At 47.0% G+C, this 23933-nt stretch carries 25 protein-coding genes; 12 read left to right on the forward strand and 13 right to left on the reverse strand.

What is annotated here, in order from left to right; all coding sequences use genetic code 11:
• Nucleotides 1-20: 20 nt before the first annotated feature.
• Nucleotides 21-1325, reverse strand: a complete 1305-nt coding sequence (locus ACIFSR_RS12740) for an aminotransferase class I/II-fold pyridoxal phosphate-dependent enzyme (RefSeq protein WP_430057678.1) — start codon at nucleotides 1323-1325, stop codon at nucleotides 21-23.
• A 206-nt stretch (nucleotides 1326-1531) separates the two neighbouring features.
• Between ACIFSR_RS12740 and ACIFSR_RS12745 the strand changes: the two genes are divergently transcribed.
• Nucleotides 1532-2317, forward strand: coding sequence for a helix-turn-helix domain-containing protein (locus tag ACIFSR_RS12745; RefSeq protein ID WP_076267819.1), 786 nt, complete (start codon nucleotides 1532-1534; stop codon nucleotides 2315-2317).
• A 78-nt stretch (nucleotides 2318-2395) separates the two neighbouring features.
• Here the strand turns inward: ACIFSR_RS12745 and asd are convergent, their stop codons facing one another.
• Both asd and ACIFSR_RS12755 read right to left on the reverse strand, forming a co-directional pair.
• Complete coding sequence (asd, locus tag ACIFSR_RS12750; RefSeq protein WP_339207784.1) at nucleotides 2396-3184, reverse strand: archaetidylserine decarboxylase; 789 nt, start codon at nucleotides 3182-3184, stop codon at nucleotides 2396-2398.
• A 75-nt stretch (nucleotides 3185-3259) separates the two neighbouring features.
• Nucleotides 3260-4030: a tryptophan-rich sensory protein gene (locus ACIFSR_RS12755; RefSeq protein WP_430057681.1), complete on the reverse strand. Its 771-nt coding sequence runs from the start codon at nucleotides 4028-4030 to the stop codon at nucleotides 3260-3262.
• 153 nt (nucleotides 4031-4183) lie between these two features.
• Here ACIFSR_RS12755 and ACIFSR_RS12760 point away from each other — a divergent pair, with 153 nt between their 5' ends.
• Together ACIFSR_RS12760 and ACIFSR_RS12765 are read left to right on the forward strand one after the other, a co-directional pair.
• On the forward strand, nucleotides 4184-4480 hold the full coding sequence (locus ACIFSR_RS12760; protein WP_339207787.1) for a hypothetical protein: 297 nt from the start codon (nucleotides 4184-4186) through the stop codon (nucleotides 4478-4480).
• A 116-nt stretch (nucleotides 4481-4596) separates the two neighbouring features.
• Nucleotides 4597-5274 (forward strand): HAD family hydrolase, encoded by a 678-nt coding sequence (locus tag ACIFSR_RS12765; protein ID WP_430057683.1) that lies wholly within the window; start codon nucleotides 4597-4599, stop codon nucleotides 5272-5274.
• Between the two features lie 100 nt (nucleotides 5275-5374).
• Here the strand turns inward: ACIFSR_RS12765 and ACIFSR_RS12770 are convergent, their stop codons facing one another.
• Genes ACIFSR_RS12770 through ACIFSR_RS12795 form a run of 6 tightly spaced genes read right to left on the reverse strand, consistent with a single transcriptional unit; the run spans nucleotide 5375 to nucleotide 12141 of the window.
• Complete coding sequence (locus ACIFSR_RS12770; RefSeq protein WP_339207791.1) at nucleotides 5375-6550, reverse strand: YheC/YheD family protein; 1176 nt, start codon at nucleotides 6548-6550, stop codon at nucleotides 5375-5377.
• On the reverse strand, nucleotides 6507-7004 hold the full coding sequence (locus ACIFSR_RS12775; RefSeq protein WP_430057685.1) for a GNAT family N-acetyltransferase: 498 nt from the start codon (nucleotides 7002-7004) through the stop codon (nucleotides 6507-6509). Before ACIFSR_RS12775 ends, ACIFSR_RS12770 begins: the two co-directional genes overlap by 44 nt.
• Nucleotide 7005: 1 nt before the next feature.
• Nucleotides 7006-8160, reverse strand: coding sequence for a YheC/YheD family protein (locus ACIFSR_RS12780; protein ID WP_339207794.1), 1155 nt, complete (start codon nucleotides 8158-8160; stop codon nucleotides 7006-7008).
• Nucleotides 8160-9539: a YheC/YheD family protein gene (locus ACIFSR_RS12785; RefSeq protein WP_430057687.1), complete on the reverse strand. Its 1380-nt coding sequence runs from the start codon at nucleotides 9537-9539 to the stop codon at nucleotides 8160-8162. Before ACIFSR_RS12785 ends, ACIFSR_RS12780 begins: the two co-directional genes overlap by 1 nt.
• Nucleotides 9536-10759 carry a YheC/YheD family protein gene (locus tag ACIFSR_RS12790; protein ID WP_430057689.1) on the reverse strand — a complete coding sequence of 408 codons (1224 nt, stop codon included), beginning with the start codon at nucleotides 10757-10759 and terminating at the stop codon, nucleotides 9536-9538. Before ACIFSR_RS12790 ends, ACIFSR_RS12785 begins: the two co-directional genes overlap by 4 nt.
• An 11-nt stretch (nucleotides 10760-10770) precedes the next feature.
• On the reverse strand, nucleotides 10771-12141 hold the full coding sequence (locus tag ACIFSR_RS12795; RefSeq protein ID WP_339209538.1) for a YheC/YheD family protein: 1371 nt from the start codon (nucleotides 12139-12141) through the stop codon (nucleotides 10771-10773).
• A 236-nt stretch (nucleotides 12142-12377) separates the two neighbouring features.
• Between ACIFSR_RS12795 and ACIFSR_RS12800 the strand changes: the two genes are divergently transcribed.
• Both ACIFSR_RS12800 and ACIFSR_RS12805 read left to right on the forward strand, forming a co-directional pair.
• Nucleotides 12378-12713 (forward strand): YlbF family regulator, encoded by a 336-nt coding sequence (locus ACIFSR_RS12800; protein WP_430057691.1) that lies wholly within the window; start codon nucleotides 12378-12380, stop codon nucleotides 12711-12713.
• Between the two features lie 90 nt (nucleotides 12714-12803).
• Nucleotides 12804-13088 carry a hypothetical protein gene (locus ACIFSR_RS12805; protein ID WP_339207799.1) on the forward strand — a complete coding sequence of 95 codons (285 nt, stop codon included), beginning with the start codon at nucleotides 12804-12806 and terminating at the stop codon, nucleotides 13086-13088.
• A gap of 78 nt (nucleotides 13089-13166) precedes the next feature.
• Here the strand turns inward: ACIFSR_RS12805 and ACIFSR_RS12810 are convergent, their stop codons facing one another.
• On the reverse strand, nucleotides 13167-13520 hold the full coding sequence (locus ACIFSR_RS12810; RefSeq protein ID WP_339207801.1) for a helix-turn-helix domain-containing protein: 354 nt from the start codon (nucleotides 13518-13520) through the stop codon (nucleotides 13167-13169).
• Between the two features lie 231 nt (nucleotides 13521-13751).
• Between ACIFSR_RS12810 and ACIFSR_RS12815 the strand changes: the two genes are divergently transcribed.
• Both ACIFSR_RS12815 and ACIFSR_RS12820 read left to right on the forward strand, forming a co-directional pair.
• The gene (locus ACIFSR_RS12815) at nucleotides 13752-14225 is read left to right on the forward strand and encodes a hypothetical protein (RefSeq protein WP_076267806.1); all 474 of its coding nucleotides are present in this window, start codon (nucleotides 13752-13754) and stop codon (nucleotides 14223-14225) included.
• A 71-nt stretch (nucleotides 14226-14296) separates the two neighbouring features.
• Complete coding sequence (locus ACIFSR_RS12820) at nucleotides 14297-15676, forward strand: DRTGG domain-containing protein (protein ID WP_339207802.1); 1380 nt, start codon at nucleotides 14297-14299, stop codon at nucleotides 15674-15676.
• Nucleotides 15677-15684: 8 nt separating this feature from the next.
• Here the strand turns inward: ACIFSR_RS12820 and ACIFSR_RS12825 are convergent, their stop codons facing one another.
• The 3 genes from ACIFSR_RS12825 to ACIFSR_RS12835 all read right to left on the reverse strand — a co-directional run bounded on the left by ACIFSR_RS12825 (nucleotide 15685) and on the right by ACIFSR_RS12835 (nucleotide 16916).
• The gene (locus ACIFSR_RS12825) at nucleotides 15685-15981 is read right to left on the reverse strand and encodes a YtpI family protein (protein WP_076267805.1); all 297 of its coding nucleotides are present in this window, start codon (nucleotides 15979-15981) and stop codon (nucleotides 15685-15687) included.
• Nucleotides 15982-16070: 89 nt separating this feature from the next.
• Nucleotides 16071-16544 (reverse strand): hypothetical protein, encoded by a 474-nt coding sequence (locus ACIFSR_RS12830; protein WP_339207804.1) that lies wholly within the window; start codon nucleotides 16542-16544, stop codon nucleotides 16071-16073.
• 45 nt (nucleotides 16545-16589) lie between these two features.
• Complete coding sequence (locus tag ACIFSR_RS12835) at nucleotides 16590-16916, reverse strand: YtrH family sporulation protein (RefSeq protein ID WP_076267803.1); 327 nt, start codon at nucleotides 16914-16916, stop codon at nucleotides 16590-16592.
• Nucleotides 16917-17057: 141 nt separating this feature from the next.
• Here ACIFSR_RS12835 and ACIFSR_RS12840 point away from each other — a divergent pair, with 141 nt between their 5' ends.
• The 5 genes from ACIFSR_RS12840 to ACIFSR_RS12860 all read left to right on the forward strand — a co-directional run bounded on the left by ACIFSR_RS12840 (nucleotide 17058) and on the right by ACIFSR_RS12860 (nucleotide 23899).
• Nucleotides 17058-20729, forward strand: coding sequence for a DNA polymerase III subunit alpha (locus ACIFSR_RS12840; RefSeq protein ID WP_430057694.1), 3672 nt, complete (start codon nucleotides 17058-17060; stop codon nucleotides 20727-20729).
• A gap of 421 nt (nucleotides 20730-21150) precedes the next feature.
• Nucleotides 21151-21642, forward strand: coding sequence for a phosphatidylglycerophosphatase A family protein (locus tag ACIFSR_RS12845; RefSeq protein WP_076267801.1), 492 nt, complete (start codon nucleotides 21151-21153; stop codon nucleotides 21640-21642).
• A gap of 95 nt (nucleotides 21643-21737) precedes the next feature.
• Entirely contained in the window at nucleotides 21738-21929 is a 192-nt protein-coding gene (locus ACIFSR_RS12850) for a glutamate decarboxylase (RefSeq protein WP_076267800.1), read from the forward strand.
• A gap of 40 nt (nucleotides 21930-21969) precedes the next feature.
• Entirely contained in the window at nucleotides 21970-22839 is an 870-nt protein-coding gene (accD, locus tag ACIFSR_RS12855) for an acetyl-CoA carboxylase, carboxyltransferase subunit beta (protein ID WP_076267799.1), read from the forward strand.
• Complete coding sequence (locus ACIFSR_RS12860; protein ID WP_076267798.1) at nucleotides 22829-23899, forward strand: acetyl-CoA carboxylase carboxyltransferase subunit alpha; 1071 nt, start codon at nucleotides 22829-22831, stop codon at nucleotides 23897-23899. Before accD ends, ACIFSR_RS12860 begins: the two co-directional genes overlap by 11 nt.
• Nucleotides 23900-23933 lie beyond the last annotated feature (34 nt).

Here is a 23933-nt window from a genome sequence, read left to right on the forward strand (position 1 = left end):
GAATGAAGTGCGAGTGTTTATTATACTTTTTGAGCAATCAAATCGTTAACCGCTTTGAAAATCGTATCGAACAGCTCTTCAAGATTTTCTTCCTCGATGCAAGAGAAAGCAACGCGAAGATCTGTTTCACCTAGAGCAATCGTACCGATTCCGTATTGGTTCAACAGATGTGCACGTACGGACTCAGCTGTAACGCCGCTTAGTGTTAGACACATAAAGTAGCCGGAGTTGAATGGGTAATAGCCCCATACATCGCCATAACGACCGCTGTCGAGCAACGATTTTACGCGATTGGCGCGGCGTTTCATAATATCGTATTTCTCCGCTTTTTGAGCTTCGAATTCAGGTGAAGTCAAAGCGCGCAATACGAATGTTTGTGATGGATGCGGGCCGCTGGAAATCGTAGCACGAATGATACCAATTGTTTTTTGCTCCAACGCATTCAAAGTAGCCGCAGAAGTTGAACCATACGTAATGAAGCCTACGCGGAAGCCCCATACGTACTCTTCTTTGGTCGCACCGTCAACTTTAACGGCAAGCACACGCGGATGCAGATCAGCAAGCTTGGAGAACAGTGATTCTTGCATGGAATCTTCGAAAAATAAACCAAAATAAGCATCGTCTGTTACAACAACTACATTGATGCCAGCTTCCGCTGCGTCGTGAATGGCAGCGACGATTTCATCGCCTTCCTGTGGACCAGGCGTGTAGCCAGTAGGGTTGTTTGGAAAGTTCAGCACAACGATGGCTTTCCCTTTGTCCTTCTGAGCCAGCAAGGCTTCGCGAAGGCCAGCGCTGTTGAAGCGAGTTTGGTCGTTATACAGCGGGTATTCTACAATTTCAGCACCGCGGCGGATACCGAATGTCAATTCGTAGTTTTCCCAGTTTTTATTAGGGATGATTACAGCGTCACCCGCATTAGCGAATAGGTCAGCTACGATGCTAAGACCGTGGGTCAATGCATTTGTAACGACTGGCGTACCAAAGCCCTTTGATTCAAGGGAAGGGTTGTCTTTGATCATTTTTGTACGCCAAGCAGCTCGAAGCTCAGGCTTTCCTGCAGGAGGCGCATATTCATATATATCTTTCGGATTGTATGCAGAGAGGGTATCTTGGATGACCTTTAGGTGCATCGGTTGTCCGCCTTCTGTTGCAATTCCAATAGTAGCATTAAATTTAGTTGCTTTCGTTTTCGCTTCGGCGGACTGACTGAGAATGCCCTCCTTCGGGAAATAAATCGCTTTGCCTAAGTCTGACAACATCGCATAAACGTTAGGGCTTTCTTCTTGTAACGTCTCGTTTAATTGCTGAGCAAGTGGGTTCATGGACTTTATTCCATCCTTCCGAAATCATTCATTTGAATGTAGTATAATTAGGCGTTAGCCGTTTATTCTTGTCGGGTGCTATTATAACATTTTTTTTGAGATGGAAACCATTCACAAAGCAAATTTTTTCGTAACTTCATGTGGCTTGCGCAATAGTTTCTCCCTGTTGTATGATGACGGCATAGATTTGTACAGGAGGTTTCCTTATGCTGCACATTTCGCCTAATTCGTTCATCCTGTTACCTGCGTTTGCCAAAATCGTATGTGAGCCGGGTTGGAGATGGGCTAGACGCGAGAAGCCGATGGCCAATTTTGATTTATTTTATGTTTGGAGCGGAGAAGGGGAAGTTGAAGTCAACGGTACTCACTATGAGGTTGGTCCGGGAAGCTGCTTCTTGTTTCGTCCGGGCGACTACACAAGCTCCACTCATAACCCGCAGCGCCCGCTCGTATTATCCTATATTCACTTTGCCATTAATGAAACGATAGATGCTGTGCCGAGCCGGTATAGGCAATTGAATGACACGGTCGACTTTGAATATATGCTCTCACGCTATGTAAGGCTGTTTCTTGTAAAAACGTATGCAGCGGAAGAGGAGGCGCAGCTTGTTCTTAAGCAGCTGATGATTCATTTGCTTAGAGAGGACAAGCAGCTGCCTGTCGAGAAGAAGGCAAGCAATCAATTGACAGAGGCCATTCATGAGGTGGCAAACTTTGTTCGGCAAAATCCAAGCATTGCGCACCGTGTAGAGGATTTAGCGATGCGGGCGCAGCTGTCGCCCCGATATTTTTCAATGAAATTCAAAGAACTGATCGGCATGTCAGTGCAAACCTACATGATTCGCACGAGAATTGAACGGGCGCAGCATTTGCTCATGCACGCCGGGATGAATGTGACCGAGGTAGCAGATGCACTCGGCTATCGGGATATCTTTTTTTTCAGCAGGCAGTTTAAGCAGTATACGGGGCGAAGCCCCTCGGAGATCAGATAGGCTAATAAACGAAAAACCCCGAATTCACTCATCGCTGAGAAATTCGGGGTTTTTCGTTTTGAGCTAAGTCTGCTTCAGTTAGTTTTCGTGGAGTGATCCGAGCTTCTCACCCATACGCACCTTCGATCCAAGCATGTGGTTGTCACGTGGAGTAAAGGTTCCATCTTCAAGCAGCAGCACTACAGTAGAACCGAATTCAAAGTAGGCGAGCTCTTCACCCTTAAACATTTCTTCCTTAAGGGGCTGTACGTACTGAATACTGCTTACGTTCATTGCGCCAACTTTGACAACGGCCGTTTCCCCTGCATGATGCTGCATATAGGTAATCAGCCGCTCGTTGCGGCTAAGCACTCTGCGCATATGGCGAAGACCAAAGTCATTAACCGGATAAACTTTTCCTTCAATATGCTCACGCTCTACAACACGACCGCTGACTGGCGTATGTATACGATGGTAATCGGTTGGGCTCAAATAAAGAACGAAATAATAGCCGTTCATATAATTGGAAGTTCGCGGAGACCGATTAAGAAGCTCCTCAATCGTATAGTCCTGCCCCTTTACGTTAACAATCGTGCCGCTGCTTATTGGCCCAGCTCCGGTTATGAGAGCATCAACAGGACTGACAAGCGAGTCCTCATCTGCATGCACATCACGCAGACCGGGTTTTAATCGCCGTGTAAAAAACTCATTTAACGTTTTATATTGGGCTAGAGGTTTCTCAGCTTCCTCAGTTTTAATGCCATATGTCGCAGCAAAACGGGAAATAAATCGACGGCTGGCAGCCGATTGAGCGAATTTTCCGGTTATCCGAGATATCCATTTGCGCGAGCTTAATTCTGTCATGGAACGAAGCAGCCATTTTATCATACGTGAACCGTCACGTCCTTTCCTGCAAGGAGGCATTCGTCCTCACACACATCAAACAGTGTGACATATCCGGTTCTATTTTTCAATATGCAACTGCTTTCCTTTCCTTGCCTGAACCCAAATAACAATGGCCGTAATCATTAAGATAGCAGCAGCGATGCTGGCTGAGAGACTAACCTCGGGCTGCTGATCCTGCTTTACGGCAATAGCTATAAACGACCAAACAAACACAAGAACAAAGGCTGGGTCCACAAATTTAAAACCGATAACAACAGCAAGCAGAGTGGCTGCAATCAACATAATAATAGTCCAAGCAGCATCAGATAAACCAAGGCCATTCCACTCGGCGGCGTACAAAACAACAGCTACATTTACAATAGCCGCTACGCAAATCCAGCCTAAGTAAATGCTGAAAGGCAGCCGTACAAGCCATTGTTCCATAGGAGCAGGAGGCTGCTTATCTTTTCGAATGGCGGTATAAATAACGATTAGTGAGATTAGCAGGGCGAACATAATGAATACGCTGCTGGTTAGTTTCTCATAGTGCCACAGGAGAATCCAAGCCACGTTGAACAAGCAGCTAATGATGAACCATGGGCCGATGTTCTGCACATTTTTGCTTTTGCCAGCATGTGGCTTGAACTGATAAATGACGAAACCAAACAGCAGCAAATAAATAATTGACCAAATGGAGAAGGCATATGGCGCAGGAGTAATAAGTACAGGGTACTTGGCGGATATTTCTCCAGTCGTTTTCCCGTTGATAGGAAGCCACTGCGCAAGTCCATTAACTGCAAGCACGGCGGCGAGACCGGCAACATTCAACCAGCGAATAAGAGTTTTCATACAGCATTCCTCCAAAATGTTACTTTTATTGGACTTCTTTATCATATGTAAACAAGCTTGATCACTTTTATTCGTTATATTCTCATTCCATCGAGAAATGTGAGGTTTAAGTGTACAGCAAATGACCAATCCTATCACAAGAGGTGATGGCAAATGATGATATTAATTGGTGCGGCACTAGCGGTTGGCGCAATACTCATGGGCTGGTTGAGTCGAATGAGTGCCTCAGTCAATCGAGTTTTGGATGGGCTTGCGGTTACGGCCATCTTTTTATTTTTTGTAACCGCAGCGGCTGCCATAGCGCAGACTCTCATGGATGATACGGTATTTATGACGGAAGTGCATCGTGTACTCAAAAATATCGTTTTTTTAATAAGTGGCGCTTATCTTGGCCCTTATGCGCTGATGAGAATAGCGCTGCAGTCTTCCGCTATGCATAGGCGAAATTGACTAAAGATTCTCTGTCGTTGACGAAGCACGTGATAAACGATCAACCCTCATCAAGCCTTGCGATCATTTCCTATATTCCGTTATGATAAGAGCAGACTTTGAAGGAGGTTTCAACTATGGGAATACATAAGCTGCGAAAGCCTGAGGCTGTCATATTTGATATGGATGGAACGTTGTTTGAAACGGATAAATTGCTGGTGCCTGTTCACCACCGCGTTTTTGAGACGCTAAGGGAAGAGGGGCTTTACGAGCATGAAACGCCGCCTGTAGAACGGCTGCTAAGCTGCTTAGGCATGCTGCTGGAGGATATTTGGCGGCAGGTTATGCCAGATAGTACAGAGGCTGCTCGGAAGCGGGCTGATGTCTTGCTGCTTCAGTACGAGCGCGAAGGCTTGGAAAGAGGCGAAGGTGATCTGTACCCATTTGTCGAGGAAACGCTGCGTGAGCTGCATTCACGTGGGATTAAGCTGTTTGTAGCCAGCAATGGGCTTGAGGAATATGTGAAGGGCGTTGCTGAATTCAAAGGCATTGCGCCTCTATTTGACGGCTTATACAGTGCGGGAGAATATGAGACTTCAACTAAAGTCGACTTAGTTGCTCGCCTGCTTAAGGATCACAATATCCAATCAGCTTGGATGGTAGGAGACCGCTCTTCGGATGTGGAAGCGGGCAAAGGCAACGGCCTTCAAACGATCGGCTGTGCGTATGCTACATATGGCCGTGCTTCAGAAATTGAGGGAGCGGATGTGCTGATTAACGATTTCCGCGAGCTCCTGCCTTTATTGGAACAATAATAAGCAGCTTGCATAAAAACACACCTGTTAGGGAGGCCGAGTGATGGCGCCGCCCTAACAGGTGTGTTTTTTTGCTATGGATTTCAAATGCTCAGCCGCATCACAGCTCCTTATCAGAAATGAAGTTCTCATCCACACGGGTATCTGATACGGCAGCCTGCTTCTCTTTACCTTTCCTTCGCTTCTTCTGGTTATAAATCCAGATGGCATATTCCAGAGGTCTAATAATCGCATTGCGATAAACCTCTTTCTCTCCTGCCTGTGCAAATACTTCCCTAGCTGGCTTCGGATTTACCTCCAGCAGCCAGATCCCGCCTTTTCGATCAATTGCCAAATCGAGAGCAAGCTCACAAAGTCTGCCGTAATTTTGCTCTAAGTAAGCGGCAATGCCGACCCCCAGATTCTCTGTCTCTTCCTTAACCTGCGCGACCTTCGCATCATCGCGAAGCCATTCCTTGAGCAAGCTGCTCATCTTAGCAGCATTGCCGCCGCCGTGTAAATTAGAGGTAATGCTGCCGGATGCCCCGATTCGTCCAGCGCAACCGGTAACTTCCCAATTGCCTTCTCCGTTTTTTTGAACAAGCATCCGATAATCGTGCACACGTCCGCTAGCAAGCTTTATTTGAATGCCCTGCTGGGCGATATAGCGATTTCCTTTCAAATTCCAAGGAGCCAAATAGCTGTTTAAACCTGCAGTGGAAATATATTGCGGTCGAATAATTTTTCTTGATTGATCCCGGCCTTGGATGTGAAGTTGACCATCCTTGCGCCGCTCGATTCGCAAAATTCCTCTGCCGCCGGTTCCGTTAATCGGTTTGAGATACACAAGCGGATGTTTTCGGATCATGTCGGTAATATCTTGATTGTCATTTACATACTTCGTGGCAGGCAGATAGCTTTTATATCGAGAATCTTTTGAGAGGATGCGATGGATGGTCCATTTGTTGCGAAGCGGGCGATTAAGGAACGTAAGATGTCCATAGCGTTCACGGAACTTTTTGAGCTGGTCAAAGCGATAGGTACGTTGGATTCGGCATCGATCATAAATCATATTTGGAAACGAGGTCCACCTTCGTGACCATGTTTGTGTGTCAAGATTGTAGAACTGCGCGTGAATTTTGTTGTTAATATAATTGACGTCCATTGGCGTAAATACGAAGACGCTTAGTCCCAGCTTTCGTCCAGCGGAAGTCATTTTCTGATAGATGGAACGTTCCTCCAGATGTCCGGCTTCATTGAGATATAGAGTCAGGATGCCTAGGACGGGCTGTTTCATTCGTGGTTCCCCTTTCAAAGCGAAGCGTTGGTTTGCCTGTTGGCCCTCTATGCATGGAAACGGCTGTCATGCCTAAACGAAAACATAAAGCCATGCTTGCCGTATTGTCCGTTGCCACATTGCAAGTGAGTTTCCCTAAACGTTGAATCATGGCTTGAACGAGTGAACTGCCAATCCCGAGGCTTCGAGCTTCGGGATGGACGACGACCATGCATGCAGCCTCGCCGCCGTCCTCTGCAAAACCGAAGCCGACGACGCGGTTGCCCTGCTTAGCAACAGCAGCAACCGCGCCGCATGGACGGCTCACTCCATCTTGTAGTAATGAAGGATCAAGCTTTCGGAGCGCATGAATAGTCGAAACTGCAAGCCGCTTATCTCCGAAGCGAATGGCAAAGCCAATGAGTCTTTTTTGTTCCGCTAACCATGCTTCCGGTGTAAGCAGCTCTAGATCCACGTTATGCGCCTCCTGCTTTTTCTAATTTTGTTCTAGCTAAATAAGCTCCATAATGAAATACGCGCTCTAACGATTTTTGACGAATATGAGGCTCGTCGAATTTCATAGGCTTAGAATTAGCTTCAAAAAACCACATATTCCCTACGCTGTCGACGCCTAAATCCAACGACATTTCGCCGAGCTGCTGGCCTGAGGCGCGTTCAATCTGCTTAGCGATAAGAACGGCCGCATTTTTTGCTTTTACAAGCAGTTTACGCGCCTGCTCTTCATTAAATGAATTAATGAGCAGTTTCTCTGGGTCTTCAATCATACCGCCGCGAGGAACATGGGTCGTAATGCTGGATGCGCCTGCAATTCGGGCGCCTATTCCAGTAATATCCCATTGCCCTCGTTGGTTTTTTTGAACAAGCGCGCGAAGGTCAAATCTTCGGTCCTGAAAGGAGGCGAGCTTGATGCCTTGTTGAGCGATATAGGCCTCGTTGCCGCTTTGTTTCTGAATACGACTCCAAAGTTTATGAAGGGTGGAGCAGTTGTAAGTTGTGCTCTTTTTGTTTTCTTGTATTCTTAGCCGATAAGGAAGCTGCTTCTCAGCGTGAACCTTGATCGTCATTATGCCTTTTCCTGCTTTTCCGCTTTCTGGCTTTAGATAAAGATAGGAATGTTTTCGCATCATGCGTTCCAGGCTCGTAACCGAAACGAGTTTTCGTGTTAATGGGATATAAGGTTTGGTCAGTTTTGATAAACGAAGCCATTCGAATAAATCCCATTTGTTGAAAAAAGCCGGATTAAACAGCGTGACTCGCGGATGCTTGCGGCAGGCGTTGATCTTTTGCCTTACAGCCGGTTGGATCTCATCTTCGCGCAGCGGAATTCGGTTGTAAATCACGTCGGGAAAGGGCAGCAATCTCTGCTGCCAGCTGTCCTCAGCTTCATTGAAGACATATCCCTTTAAGCTGCTTCTGGTCAGAAGCAGGTTTTTTACGGTGAGGACATAAACGATGAAACCCATCGATTGACCCGTTCTAATCAAATCGACAAAATTGCTTCGATTGCCGCGAAAGAGCTGAACATCATCATCGATCGTCAAAATCGCCAATACGGTTCGGCCGGCACGCTGCTCTCTAACGTCTGCATCATCGGGTAGTAAGCTATCCATCAGCTGGTACCTCCCTCATCTTTGAAGCGACTGAGATACAAGCAATGCTCTAAGATGTAAGATAGCGAAGCGCGGCCCTCAGAGCGAAGCGCTGGATGCTTGAAGATTGATCGTCCAGGCTTGGCGTTCGCTTCGAACATCCATACTTCTCCATCCTTATCAATGCCGAGATCCAGTCCCAGCTCACCAAGTCTATGAGGGTAGTTGCGTTCGATAGCTTCTGATAGTTTAATCGCAGCCAGCTTTGCTTTCTCAAGAACGGCATCTGCTTGCGTGCCGAATGTTTTGCCAAGCGCTTGCTCAGGCGTCATGAGCGAGCCGCCGTTTTTCACATGCGTAGTTACACTTCCCCGGCCTGCTTTTTTGGCTCCGATTCCAGCAGGAACCCACTCGTTGCTGCCGTTCTTATGCATGTGGAAGCGAAAATCGAGCGGGCAGCTGTCGATCTCAACTAAGCGAATGCCTTGCTGAACGACATAATGATTCAAGCTGCTGCCATGCTTCGCCTGAAGCATCCGCATTAAGCTGCTGAATTGCGTGAATCGAAGCAGCACATTTTGGCTGCCCTTGCGATAGCGGGCGAAATACCCGCGCTTCGGGTGATAGGTCAGTCGGTAGATTCCTACTCCGAGGCTGCCTGCCGTAGGTTTGAAATAAAGAAATTGATGTTTCTCCAGCATTTCCTTAATTTTTTCGGCAGATGGACCAGAGACCGATTCAGGCAAATGAGTCAGCGCTTCAGGGTCATTATCAAGCAGCTTGTAGACATCTGCCTTGTTGAAGAAGCTCCAATTAAAAAATGGGATTTTGCGGCGCACGAAGCGTTCGCGCAGTGAGTTAATGGATGCGGATGTCTCCGCTTTGCGGCTCGGAAGACGATTGTACACGACGTCCGGGAGCGGAACGATTTTGCGATACCAGCCGCCCTGCGGGTTAAGGAAATAGCCGTTGACCGTTTCTTGCTGCCAGTTGATGTCGCTTGGTGTAAAGCCGAAAAGGTAAGCTTTATGTTCACCTGTTTTAATGACTTGCTTGATAAATCCGGTACGCGCACCAAAAGGATTGCTCTCAGAGCGTGTCGAATTGTCGCTCAGTATGCCGACCAGCGGTCCGAGCTGAACCTCATTATCGCCTGAATTGAGCACGTAAACGTTGCCTGACTTCGGCACTCTAATCGATTGACGGATGGCAGTTGATAAATACAGATGATTGCCCGGCCGCTTCAATGGCTTGATTTCAGCTACGATTACCTCTTTGCCCAGCTTGAGGTGAACCGATTTTTTGCCTGAGAGCTTGAGTTGTTTGAGCAGTGGGCTGGATAAATAGACAATTTTATTCGATTGCTGTGAGAAATGTACGTTACAAGTTGTCAAACTCATCGATGAACCTCCTGAACGTTGAAAGGCCGTAATTGGTTGTCGGAACTTGAATGATGACGACGGCCATTTGCGAATTCATTGGCTACAAAGGACGGTGATAGTCGCCTAGACAGCATTCGTGCATATAGAAGCGGTCTTTCAATGGAAAGCCGCTCGGCCTCATGATCGCTTATGATTCCAAAGGAAGAGCGGCCAGGCTTCGAGTTCGCTTCGAGCAGCCATATTCGGCCGCTCTGATCAATGCCATAATCTAACCCCAGCTCGGCAAATCTGCCGAATTTGCTTTCCAGTCGTTCTGACGTTTGCTTGCTTATTGTATGGATCATCTCTAGCAAACGTTCGGATTTTGACTCGCCAAATTTGGCTGACAGCAGCTTTGACGCCGGGACGGCGACGCCCCCGCCATGAAGATTGGATGTTAAGGAGCCCGCTTGCCCTGTGCGTACAGCGGCTCCCGAGATCGACCATCTGCTCTTCTCATCCTTTTGAATGAGCACTCGTAAATCAAATGGTTTGTTGTCATTGCCGCTAAGCTCCAGATAGGGCTGAATCAAATAGGAGGTTCCACTTATGAAACGATGAATCCATCGCTCAAAAGCTAAATCCTCCTTAAAGGAGACCGAGAAGGGATGATTTCTTCGGTTTCGACCTTTTATGAGCAGTGATTGCTCAAACGGGCAGCGCTTCACAAGGATGATGCCTCTGCCATGCATCCCTGAGGAAGGCTTAAGAATGATGCCTCCTCGGAAACGATCGGCGAGCTCAAGAAGCTGCTGTGTCGTTTGCATGGGAAGAGTAAGCGGCAAATGCCTGCTCAGCATATGGTCTTCTTTGAGTGCTTCATACACATCGAGCTTCCCAGGAAGTTTTCCGTTTAGAAGCTGGTAAGGCTTAACTTGAGCAAGGGAACTGAGCATGCGGCGGCAGTTTATTCGCTGATTGGCTTCAGTAAAGAAACAGCGGTCATAGATGATGTCAGGAAATGGGACGGTCTGTTTAGAAAAATGCTCGTTCTCCAATCGATAGCCTACGAGAGACTCCGTATGCTGCTGAAAGTCTTCTGCTGTAACTACATAAACGTCCATGCCAAGCTGCTCGCCGGCAATGCTGAGCGCACGATAGAAGGAAGGCTCTGGCATTACCGGAATAGATGCATGCTCTGAGGCATTATCGTTGATTGAGGCCACGAGAATGGCAAGTTTGACCTTTCGATTCTGCATAGAAGCCTCCGTTAAAAACCCGCTAAAAAACGGGAGTATTGAATCATCATGCGGACGGATGGACGAATTTTATTGTCATTTAGCGGTGTGTTATCATTTTTTGACGGTTTGGAATTGACTTCCAGCAGCCACACGCGGCCTGCCGTATCCATTGCAAGATCGATGCCGAGCTCACCGAAATGTGCTGGTATTTGCGCATCAACGCCGCGCGCGATATTTAGCGCTGCCTGTTGGAGCCGCTGCGCTGCTTCCTGCCTGCTAACCCCTGCCTGCAGATTTGATTTTGCAACAGCTTCTCCAACCGTGCTGAGCGTGCCGCCGCGCGCTAAGTTTGAGACAAAATGATGAGTACCGGCTGTACGGGCTACAATGGATGTGATCGTCCATTTACCGCTCGAATTTTTTTGGACGAGCGCGCGGAAGTCGACTGGCCGCTTCTGGATTTCAATGAGCTGCAATCCCTGTTGAATTTGGTATCTCACGGTTTTCATCTTCGCGGATATCGTTGAGAAGAGCTTAACCAAGCTCGTAAACTGCTGCCTTCGAGTACCCGCCGAAGTCGCATACATCACTTGGTAATTGCTCGAATCAAGATGAGTGATCCGAATGATTCCTTTTCCTAAGCTGCCGCGAACAGGTTTGAGAAAGACGCTGCTGTACCGAGAGCACATTGATTTCAGCATCGTATAGTTGCGCAGCAGATGCGACTCAGGCAAATAGCGAACCAAGCTTTCATCTTTCTTAAGCGCATCGAAAACCTCGGTTTTATCCAAAAACTTTTCATTGAAAACGGTAGTCTGATGGTGCTGTTTTACTTCTTTCATGAAATGTTGTACGCTGGGTCTGTTCTCCAATTTTCGTGAGGTAAGACGGTTATTAACGACGTCAGGAACGGGCATCGAGAGCTTCCGCCAGCCGTCGGAATAGATCCAGCCATCAATGTTGTCGATACTTGTGCCGATCTGATTAGGTGTGAAAAAATAAACGTACGCGCCTTGCGCTGTACAGGCTTCAACAAGCTCCCTGCAAAACATAGTAATGGAACCAAAGGGTTTATCCGGCATATGCGGATAATCTCGGCTAATGAGAACGCCGATTAAAGGCCCAAAAACGAGTGTGGCAGTGCTGGCTTTGTATTGCAGTCGGATCGATGTGCCGTTTGTTAATCCCATCTGTCTGGCTAAACTTTGACTGATCCTCATTCCGTCGTACTTTGCGACAGGAATAACCTTTACATGCTGCCGAAAAGCACCAAACTTTACGAGAATGTGCTGGCCTTGAGGGATTTTCCACTGCTTTACTTGTGCTTCGCCAAGCATGAGCGTATCCTCCGGAAGCATACCGGAGCTGATCACCTGTACGGCTACTTTCGATTTGAGCATCATAAATCTCCTTCCAAGCAGGAGGATGACGATAAGAGGTTAGCGGCCTATAGGTGTTTTACACGAATTACTTCAGCATATGAGGACATCTATTCCTTTGTGAATCAGAAACGGTTCTGAAGCTTGTGTTGTTTTAGCATGCTTTTCCATCAAGGATTTGGTTCTTGTATAGAATAACGGGTATGATTGGACGTATTGAATACCAAATGAGAGCGATATGAATGGGAGAGAGACGAATGAACATTTATGACAAAGCTTATGAATTAGCGAAGGCGCTTAAGGAAAGCGAAGAGGCATTGCTATTAAAGGCTGCAAAGCTGGAAGCAGAAGCTGATGCAGAAGCAAAGGCAATGCTGGATGATTTTCGCGAGCGGCAAAACTTTTTACAGCAAAAAATGATGGCTGGTGAAGAGCCTTCTGCCGAAGATATGGAGAAGATGAGCAAGCTCTATGAAGTAATTACGCTTAATCCGTTGATAGGCAAATTGATGGATGCGGAGCGCCGGTTTGCCGTCGTGTTTGAGGATGTTAACCGCATTATGTCCGATGTGCTGAAGTCCATTGTAGACTAATAGGAGACATATACCCTGTCCCTCCTTCATAGAATGATTATGCGGACAAGAATATAAGCCGCTTATGACCGTGTGAAGGAGCTGAAGGGAATGTTAGCTGGAAAAGGCCGTCATGTATTGTATTTGCTTATTGCGCTGGCGATGCTTGTATATGCGATTCCGCGTCTCGAGCTGAATGCGCCTTGGAGCTTGATGAGTGTATTCGGATTAGTATGGATTTTGTTCTCTTTAATCATCATAACGTCTCATGTCAATGCGCTGGTTATGAATGATGAGAGACGGAAGGAGCTCGCGCGCATTAAGAGAGCGAAGGCGCTGTTATGGGAGCAGAAGCTTGTTCAGAAGGCGACAACTGCCCGCAGAGCCCGAGGTTAGCATACAACAAAAAAAGATCCGTCGGTATTATACTGACGGATCTTTTTCTTGTTTATAACCATATTTGACGAAACCTTCTTATTGAATTTCTTTAAATTGAACAAGCTGCTTAACGAATTTATATACCGCTTCCTGCTCCTTTAAGCTTAAGCCGTTCATTTGGTGGGCAACCTTCGTGGCATATCCTTCATCGTCAGTATCATCTGCAGCATCGGGGCTTGGAACAACGTTCACGATTCTCTCGAGAGGCGTTTGAAGGGCAAACGCGATTTTGCTTAGCACATCAATCGTTGGATTTTTTTCTCCCCGCTCAACCTGTCCCATATAGGAAGCATTTATATCAGCGCGAAGAGCAAGCTGTTCTTGACTAAGCCCTCTTTTTTTGCGCAGCAGTCGAATGTTCTCTCCTACAAGTCCTGCAATCCCACTCATTGATTCACCTCAGCCTAACGATAAAACTTTACTAGTCTATCAACAACATTCTATAGAGCATATTAAAAAGAGTGACTATAGTCATTGACTAATAGATGGTCTCTTTACTATAATTGTGTAAAAAAGTATCATTCTAATAATATCATTGCCTTTAAAGGATCAATTTACCATTTTAAATAAAAGTGGTAGGATATATAAGGGCAAAATCAGTGGACACGAGGAGGAAGCAAAGTGGTTGACGAATTCGAATTTTTCAGAAAAGTTCGCGCATATTATAACAATGTTCCATTCCTTGTTCAGTTCACATACCGCTTGTCTCACCGTGTCGATAAGGCTTTGGCTGCTCGTGGCTCATTTAGCTGTCGTGTTAACCCGCATACCCAAATCGTTGAATATGTGCTTGACTTAAAATCAGATCCTATTTCTCGGCCGCACAGCGAGCAAAGCTCTTTTTTGTTCTCTAGCATATACGATGAAATTCCATCACAAGTGATAGAAATGAATCAATTCCTTATCCAATCACTGCGATATCCGATTCCGATTGAATATGATTGGCAAGCGTTTATCATGTCAGGCGCTGAAGATGCCATCAATGTTCAAACGGTACAGCAGCTGTTCAAGAAATGGCGGTTTAAAGGCTTGGAGGGTCAGCTGATCGATGGCAGGCTGCGTACGAATCAAGTTCTGCTTCAATGGCAGCTCTAGATTAGGCTTGAATCGAGGGTAAGCATGACTTGTTCCTCGCTTTCTCCTATAATAGGGAGAAACAAAGGCAAGTGGACGGAGGATATAAGGTGGCTTCAATCGGACCAGGCAACGAGACTAGCACAAAGCATGAACAAATTTTGATTTATATACAAAGCTTGAAGATTGGAACGAAAATATCCGTACGCGCGATTGCTAAGGAATTAGGCGTCAGCGAAGGAACGGCTTATAAAGCATTTAAAGAAGCGGAAAGCTCAGGGCTTGTCAGCACGAAGGAACGCATCGGAACGGTGCGGATTGATCGGAAACGGCGGGAAGCGCTGGACCAGCTTACATTTGGCGAGGTTGCCGAGATCGTGGAAGGCAAGCTGTTCGGCGGAGCAGCCGGACTTGATAAAACGCTGCATAAGTTTGTCATTGGTGCAATGGAGCTGGATGCGATGCTGCGCTACATTGACGAGGGCAGCTTGCTAATAGTCGGCAACCGTATCGGGGCGCATCGCTGCGCGCTTGAGGAGGGAGCAGGCGTATTGATTACAGGCGGTTTTGAGCCGAGCGCGGAAGTAATCAAGCTTGCTGACGAGCGCGTTCTTCCAATCATCTCATCGCGGCATGATACGTTTACAGTCGCCTCCATGATTAACCGTGCGATGTATGACCGGCTTATTAAGCGGAAGATCATGCTGATCGAAGACATCGTAACCTTCAGCAGACCCGCTGATGTGATGCGAATCGGGCAAACGGTTTTGGACTTCCATAAGATATCGCGCGAAACGGGTTATTCCAGATTTCCAGTAGTCGATGTAAGGGGCAAGGTTGTTGGCATGATGACGGCTAAGGATGCTGTAGGATCGCCTGAGGATAGCGCGGTAGATAAAGTGATGACAAAAAATCCGATTACAGCGGCACCAAATATAACGGTTACTTCGGCTGCTCATACGATGGCTGCGGAAGGTATTGACTTGTTGCCTATCGTTGACAGGCATCGCAAGCTGTTAGGCGTTGTGACGAGGCAAGAAGTGCTTGATGCGATGCGTTTTGCAGGAAAGCAGCCGGAATCGGGAGAGACATTCGAAGACTTAATGTGGACGGGCTTTATGGCTACAACAAATGTTAATGTCATTGGTCAGGACGAGCTGGGCATTGCTTATAAGGGAATCATTACACCGCAAATGTCAGGTGCGCTTGGGATGGTATCGGAAGGACTTCTCTCTACGCTAATGACGCAAGCGGCTCGCAGAATGATTCGAGAAACGGCGAAGCGTGACTATTTGCTGGAGAGTATGACGACTTTTTTTGTTAGGCCGGTTCAAATTGACAGTGAGGTTACGATCATTCCTAAAGCGCTTGAGATGAGTCGGAAGTTTACGAAGCTTGAAATCGAAGTGAAGGACAAACAAGGCTTGGCCGCCAAAGCGATGCTGACGGCCCAAATGATTGATCCGTATTAATTGCACATTTAATTTCTTGTCGAGCTGTACGCGCTGAGATTGCGAAGACCAGCAAACACATTAAATACGCCGATCACAAGGAATATAGCGCCAATTACGATGCGAAGCGTAGATTCTCCGGACAAGAATAACTGAACGAGAGCGATAAAAAGCAGCATGGCTCCCATGCTAATATTCATTCTAGCTGTGAAGAGGCCCCGGGTTCTCGCATCAGTGGAGCGGCGTGATTTAAAGCTGAATACAGCCGAAAGCACGAGTGTAATTAGGATGCCCGGCACAAGCAGCCATTGCATCAGTTGATCCATGGAAAAGCAACTCCTTTTAAGTTACGTATGTACAGCTTCGATCTTGTGAATAGACAGGCTCTATTGTATCACGAATCGCAGCTGTATGCTTAAGAAGGAGGCTTTGTATAATCACGCACCTTGATCCAGACATGCAGCACATTATCAACGACAAGAATAGTCTTAACCTCAATGGTATAGTCCTTGCTGTTCACATCCATATAGACCTTCTTCTCAAGGAGGTTGCGTGCGAATTTTGCGTCAGAGTCAATTTCATAAATGCTTTGCCCAAGGAAGACGCTCAAATCCCCTTTTATCCGCTTAATAATCAACGCCTCGGTAACTTGATCAAGATGGGGTCTTCCCGTATTTTGGCCGGCTTCTTTCTCTACACGGGGCAGGATGCTTTTTATAACGGTATGTTGATTCTTGAATTCATTTAAATGCTTTAAATCCGTTTCGTATTGCTCCAGCTTAACCTCCAGCTCACTCTTCAATGTGATTAAAGCCTCAAATTGCGCCAAATAAAGTGAATTGTACACAATTGCGCCAATGATCATCCCGAGTGTCAATACTCCTACCATTTGCAGTCCTCTCGTGAAACGGCTAAACGGCGGCACGCGCATCGCTTAGGTGGCTCCCTTGCAAATAAGCCGCACTAGCTCTGTACCTAAATGTGCACCCAGAAAAGCGATAATAATAAAGCAGATTTGCTGGGCTGCCGGCGATAACTGACCATCCATGATGTTGCTTTCAATGACTCGAACGGGATCAATCGACCCCCCGATTGCTGCGACGATCGCCCATATTTTCAGTTTTATGGCTGTATCGAGCATTGTATGGGCTGGCGGCATCAGCATAAACACCGATCCCACTGCTGCAAGCGTAGATCCACCTAAAACAACTCCAAATGCGATAAAGAAATCAAGTCCTGCTTTGGACAAAAAATAGCTCACCCGTATCCCTCCAAAAATATAGTCTTGTAGATTTACACCGCATGCTTGTATGCTCTGCTACCATTCTATGGGCGTGTCCATCGCTATTATGATAAAATAGAATTATCTTATTTTTGGACGAAGCGGAAAGGAACCGATGCGATGAGCGGCCATAATGAACAATCTTTCGTGCATTTGCACGTCCACAGCGAATATAGCTTGCTCGACGGCGCCGCCAGAATTAAAGATTTGACAGCTAAAGCTGCGGACCTCGGCATGAAGGCACTTGCGCTCACCGATCATGGAGTCATGTACGGAGCTATTCCTTTTTACCGGGCATGCCGTGCACAAGGAATAAAACCAATTATTGGGTGCGAGCTATATATGACGACTGGTTCTCGCTTTGAGAAAGGGGCGCGCAAGGAAAATCCAATCTATCATTTGATTGTGCTTGCCAAAAACGAAGCGGGTTATCGAAACTTAATGAAGCTCTGCTCCATAGCACATTTAGAAGGTTTTCACTATAAACCCCGCGTTGATTTGGAGATGCTGCGTGAGTACTCTGAAGGGCTTATTTGTTTAAGCTCTTGTTTGGGGAGCGAGATCTCTCAGCATCTGCTGCATGACCGCTTGGAGCAAGCGCGAAGCAGCGCTTTGCGTTATAAAGATATTTTCGGAGATGACTTTTATTTAGAGCTGCAGGATCATGGTCTTCTGGATCAGAAAAAAGTAGCTGTTGATATGATAAAGCTTGCTGAGGAAACAGGTATTAAGCTGGTCGCTACAAATGACGTACATTACTTGCAGGCTGAGGACGCTGCTATGCAGGATGTGCTTATTTGCATCGGTACGGGCAAAACGACAGAGGATACTGATCGATTGCGCATGCTGACGGATCAGATGTATCTGAAGAGTGCGGACGAAATGGCGCTGCTGTACAGACATGTGCCTGAAGCGATTGCGAATACAGTTGAGATCGCGGATAAATGTGAGCTTGAGCTGACGCTTGGACGCGCAGCGCTTCCTGTTTTTCGGCCGGTACCTTCGGGTATGAGCTCATCCGATTACTTAATTACTTTATGCCGCGACGGATTAGTTGCTAGATATGGCGGAAATCCAGAGTGGGTTCAAGATACTGATTATAGACAAAAGGCGGAGCAGCGGCTCGAATATGAGCTGTCTGTCATCGAGAAAATGGGATTCAGCGACTATTTTCTGATCGTTTGGGATTTTATTCGCTTCGCTCATGATTCAGGCATTAGAACGGGACCTGGAAGGGGCTCGTCCGCGGGCAGCTTAGTTGCTTATACGCTTCGAATAACGGATGTTGATCCGCTGAAATATAAGCTTTTGTTCGAGCGATTTCTTAATCCTGAGCGAATTTCCATGCCCGATATTGATATTGACTTCAATGATGAACGGCGTGACGAGGTCATTGCTTACGTGGCAGCTAAATACGGCGAAGAACATGTTGCTCAAATCATTACATTCGGAACGATGGCGGCCAAGGCAGCAGTTCGGGATGTAGGCAGAGCTATGAACGTTCCGTTTCAAGAGGTGGATCGAGCAGCTAAGCTTATTCCAAACCAGCTGGGCATTACGATTGAGGAAGCGCTTCGCATGAGCAACGAGCTGCGTGAAGCAAGCGAGCGTCAGCCGAAGACGGCGGCTTTGCTGAAGATGGCCTTGAAGGTTGAGGGCATGCCAAGGCATGCCTCCACTCATGCTGCGGGTGTTGTGATTTCACAAGAGCCGCTTACACATTATACGCCTATACAGACAGGAAGCGAGAGAATTCCGCTCACCCAATATTCAATGGAGCATTTAGAAGCTATTGGACTTCTAAAAATGGATTTTCTCGGCTTGCGTACACTCTCCATTCTAGAGCGTGCACTGCACGCCGTTAAGGAGCAGCACGGCAGAGTGATCGATTTCCACACCATTAGCGATAGTGATCCGGCAACGTATGCCATGCTGAGCCGCGGCGACACGACCGGAATTTTTCAGCTCGAGTCTGCCGGTGTGCGGCGAGTGCTGAAGGAAATGAAGCCAACGGAATTCGAGGATATCGTCTCCGTCCTTGCACTCTACCGTCCCGGCCCGATGGAGTTTATTCCTAAATACATTCAAGGCAAACACGGGCTCGTAACGGTTGAATATCCGCATCCGTCGCTAGAGCCTATTCTCTCTGACACTTACGGCATTATTGTTTATCAAGAGCAGATCATGCAAATTGCCTCCTTGATGGCTGGCTTTTCTCTTGGGGAAGCGGATTTGCTGCGCCGAGCAGTATCCAAGAAGAAGCGTGAGGTGCTCGACGAAGAGCGGGCTCACTTTGTGAAAGGAAGTCTTGCACAAGGGTATTCAGAAACGGATGCCAATCATGTCTACGACATGATTGTTCGATTTGCCGATTATGGGTTCCCTCGGGCGCATGCAGCAGCATATGGAGTACTCGCCTTTCAGACAGCATGGCTTAAAGCTAACTATCCTGTGCCGTTTATGGCATCGATGCTGGCTTCAGTTACAGGGAATCAGCGGAAGACCGCTGAATATGTGGATGAATGCCGGCGAATGGGCATTGCTGTGCTGCCGCCTGACGTTAATGAAAGCAGCGTATCGTTTACACCTGTTGAGAAAGCGGTTCGATTCGGGCTGGCAGCTATTAAAAATGTCGGCACACAAGCCATTGAAGCGATCTTAAAAGAGCGAAAGGATCGGCTCTTCGATAGTCTTCTGGATCTTTGCCAGCGTGTAGACCTGCGGGTTGTGAACAAGCGGGTGCTGGAGTCGCTCATTCAGGCGGGAGCTTTTGATTCGTTGCCAGGACATCGTGCTCAGCTACTAGCTGCATTGGAGGAGACGGTAGAGACAGCAATCAAATGGCGCAAAGACCGTGAAGAGCTGCAAATTGAAATGTTTGGTTTAGATGAGGTGCAGAACTGGGATGTCGAGCTGCCCGAAATCCGTCCGTACACGACAGGGCAACAGCTTGATTTTGAAAGGGACCTGCTGGGGCTTTATTTATCCGGCCATCCGCTGGATGCTGCCGAGCAGCAGCTGTCAGCGCTAGGTCTTGATCGGTTGGTTGAGCTGTCTGATGCAAAGGACGGGGCGATTGCTATTGTAGGCATTATGGTCGTATCCATCAAACCTTTCACGAATAAGAAAGGTCTGTCCATGGGTTTCCTCGAGCTTGAAGATCGCATAATGCGTGTGGAAGCTGTCGTATTTCCAACGATCTGGAAGCGAATCGAAAGCAAGCTCAAAAAGGGCGGCTTAGCCATTATACAAGCAACGGTTCAGCAGCAGGATGATGACTATAAGCTCATCGTTGAGGATTGTGTACCGATTGAACATGCGGAGATGGAGCTTGCGGATCACGTAGGACGGCTGCAGAAGCAGGCGAAGGCTCGCGCGGCAAGAACTGGCGGCAGCAGCTATACTTCTCAGGGCAGTACTCAGAAAACGCAAGGCCAAGCTAACCGAACGACGTCACCTAGCAATCGGCCAGCTTTCCAGTCTAAGGCTGCTGATAATAGTAGCGTTAAACCCAGCCCTCAGTCCGGAAATAACTTCACTACACCTGCATCCGATGAGCGCAAGCCGCAGCGCGTATATATAAAAATTGTGGCGGAAAATGAACAGCCTGCTGTCCTTGAACAGCTGAAAAGTGTTTTGGCTGGTCATTCCGGACAGCTCGCTACCGTGTTATTTTATGTACAAGGACAAAAATCGATTGCTCTCAGCGATAGTTATCGCGTTAAACCATCTGCTGAGCTTATCGCAGCCGTTGAGCAGCTCTTGGGTGAAGGCTCGATCATCGTCAAATGACACCGACATAAACAAGCTGGTGCGAGGCCTTCTGCAATCTAATTCTCGCTTCTGGCAAATCAGAAATTAGATGCTAATTTTAAGCTTGAAAATATGCAATGGCGAGAAAGGTTTGAGCTGAGCAAACCGTGGTTTGAAATTATTTCGATAGTGAGATTATGCAAAAAAAATAAGAAGAAAAATTATTCTATTGCCATGAATATTTGGTATTGATGCAATAGGATTTCTACCCTCCTGCTTTATGTTGCAAGCAACGGCATTTCGTATGCACATCAGAGCCTATCTGTGCATATGTTTAGAGATACATGTGAAGATGGCTTTGGGGCTCGGAGAGTGCGAGCGCCGCCTGAGGACAATGTCATCTGCTCACGCCTATGTTTCCAAGATAAACGTACAAGCAGTTACGGGAGGGATGAGTCCTATGACAGGAATCGAGAAATGGCTCTTAAAACGAGGAGTATCCATCGATGATGTAACAGAAATCGTTTATACGCTGCAGCGTCCTTATAACGGTGATTTGACGATGGAAGAGTGTGAGGAAAGCGTAAGGGCAGTGCTTGGCAAACGAGAGGTTCAATATGTCATGTATACGGGTATGGCCCTTGATGAGTTAGCTGAGCGGAAGTTATTGCCAGAGCCTTTGCAATCGATTATGGAAAATGATGAGTCGCTTTACGGTGTGGATGAGACGCTTGCGCTCGGCATTACGAATGTTTACGGCATGATTGGATTGACGAGCTTCGGATATTTAGATAAAGTAAAACCCGGTATTATTCGTCAACTAAATATAAAAGGTGAACGAATTCATGTTTTTTTAGATGACCTGGTTGCTGGATTAGCCGCTGCTGCGTCTGCTCGAATTGCACATCAGGACCCGAAAGCGATCCAATATGATTTGCCGGATTCGCCTTAACTATGGTATCATTGTGAGATCATATGGCCTGTTACCGGGATAGCTGTGCTTAGTAAGTGAGCTTTGTGGAAGCAAAGTTTTCAGGAGGTACCATGATGTGGACGGTCATTTATATCGCACCAACAGCAAAAATTGCAGATAACATCAAGAAGCGGCTAACGGATGAAGGGTTTCTGGTGAAAATCCGCTCCGTCAATCTGTCCAAACAGCAATACGAGATACTAGTTCCGTCAGGCGAGTTGGAGGAAGTTCAAGAAGTATTCAACTCCATTATGCGGCCATTATGATGGAATGCTCTATACTATTGCGCCTTGAGAGGTGTCACACGTGCAAATAAAAGATTTATTTACTAAGAAAAAATATGCAACAATACCTTCGGAACCACGCAAGCGTGAAGTTCCTGAGGGCTTGATGAATAAGTGCTCCAAATGCGGCACGATTCAGTATAGCAAAGAGTTGGAAAAGAATTTGAAGGTATGCTCATCCTGCGGTTATCATTACCGTCTAAGCGCGTTGGAGCGTATTGCATTAACGCTTGATGATGGGCATCTAGTAGAATACGATGCCAATATGGAATCCATCGATCCTCTAAACTTCCCAGGTTACGCGAGCAAGCTAGAGCAGCAGAAGAGCAAGTCGAGTCTTCGCGAAGCTGTCGTAACAGGAGAAGGTACGATTGGTGGTTTTCCTGTCGTCGTAGCAGTCATGAGCTTTGATTTTTTCACTGGCAGTATGGGATCCGTAGTTGGAGAGAAAATTACAAGAGCGATCGAAGCGGCTCATGAGAAGAAACTGCCGCTTCTTATTTTCTCAACATCGGGCGGCGCCCGGATGCAGGAAAGTATTCTTAGCTTAATGCAAATGGCCAAAACGAGCGCGGCACTTTCAAAGTTTCAAGGTGCTGGGGGTTTGTTTATTTCGATTTTTACCGATCCTACTACGGGCGGGGTTTCGGCAAGCTTTGCGAGCTTGGGCGATTACAATTTGGCCGAGCCTGGCGCGTTGATCGGTTTTGCCGGACGAATTGTTATCGAACAAACGATTCGCCAGAAGCTGCCTGACGACTTCCAGACGGCTGAGTTTAACTTGCAGCATGGCCAATTGGATAAAGTCGTACACCGCAAAGATATGAAACCTACGTTAGCAAAGCTGCTTGATATGCATTGCGTAAGGGAGGAAACATCCTATGGCGGGTGAGCTGCCTTTTGAAAAACCGTTGAACGACTTGCGGCAGAAGGTAACTGAGCTTAAGACCTTAAGCGTGGAGAAGGGTATCGACTTCACGGAAGAAATACGCGGTCTTGAGCTTAAGTGCAAGCAGCTGGAAGAAGAATTGTATAGTGAGCTGACTCCTGCTCAAAAGATGCATATGGCGCGTCATCATCAGCGTCCGACATCGTTAGACTTCATTCAAACGGTATTTACCGATTATATGGAGCTTCATGGAGATCGTCTGTTTGCAGATGATCTTGCCATCGTTGGTGGCCTTGCTAAGATAAACGGTGTTCCAGTTACTGTTATTGGACACCAGCGCGGCAAGGACACTCGTGAGAATATTGCTCGTTTCTTCGGCAGTCCTCATCCTGAGGGCTTCCGCAAGGCGCTTCGTCTAATGGAGCAAGCGAACAAATTCAAGCGGCCAATCATCACGTTTATTGATACGAAGGGTGCTTATCCGGGCAAAACCGCCGAGGAGCGAGGTCAATCGGAAGCGATTGCGCGCAACCTGCGGGAAATGGCCGGCTTCGGCGTGCCTATTATTTGTATCGTTATTGGTGAAGGCGGCAGCGGGGGAGCACTCGCTTTAGGCGTCGGAAACCGTGTATTAATGTTGGAAAATGCGATTTATAGTGCAATTTCGCCAAATGGAGCGGCATCCATCTTATGGAAAGATGCTTCCAGGGCAGATCAAGCAGCTGAAGCCATGAAGATTACAGCCAAAGACTTGTTAGAATTTGGTGTAATTGAGGATATTGTTCCAGAGCCGCAGGGCGGCGCACATAAGGACTTGGCATTTCAAGCGGAGCAAATTAAGGAAAAGCTGTGGCAGCATTTACAAGAACTTATGAAAATGAGTGCTGAGCAGCTTATCGAAGATCGGTATAATAAATTCCGTAAAGTCGGTCAATTCAAGATCGTTGAAGAGCCCGGAGATGTGGCGGACGGAGCAGTTGCCGATACAAATATCGGTATAAAAGCGGACGCGGTGAATGTATCTCAGGAACAGGCGCCGGAAGCAACTCCGACCGTTCAATAGTGAATAATATGTAAAAATGATTATTTCACTGTAC

It is taken from the genome of Paenibacillus sp. NRS-1760 (assembly GCF_050467785.1).
Taxonomy (GTDB): domain Bacteria; phylum Bacillota; class Bacilli; order Paenibacillales; family Paenibacillaceae; genus Pristimantibacillus.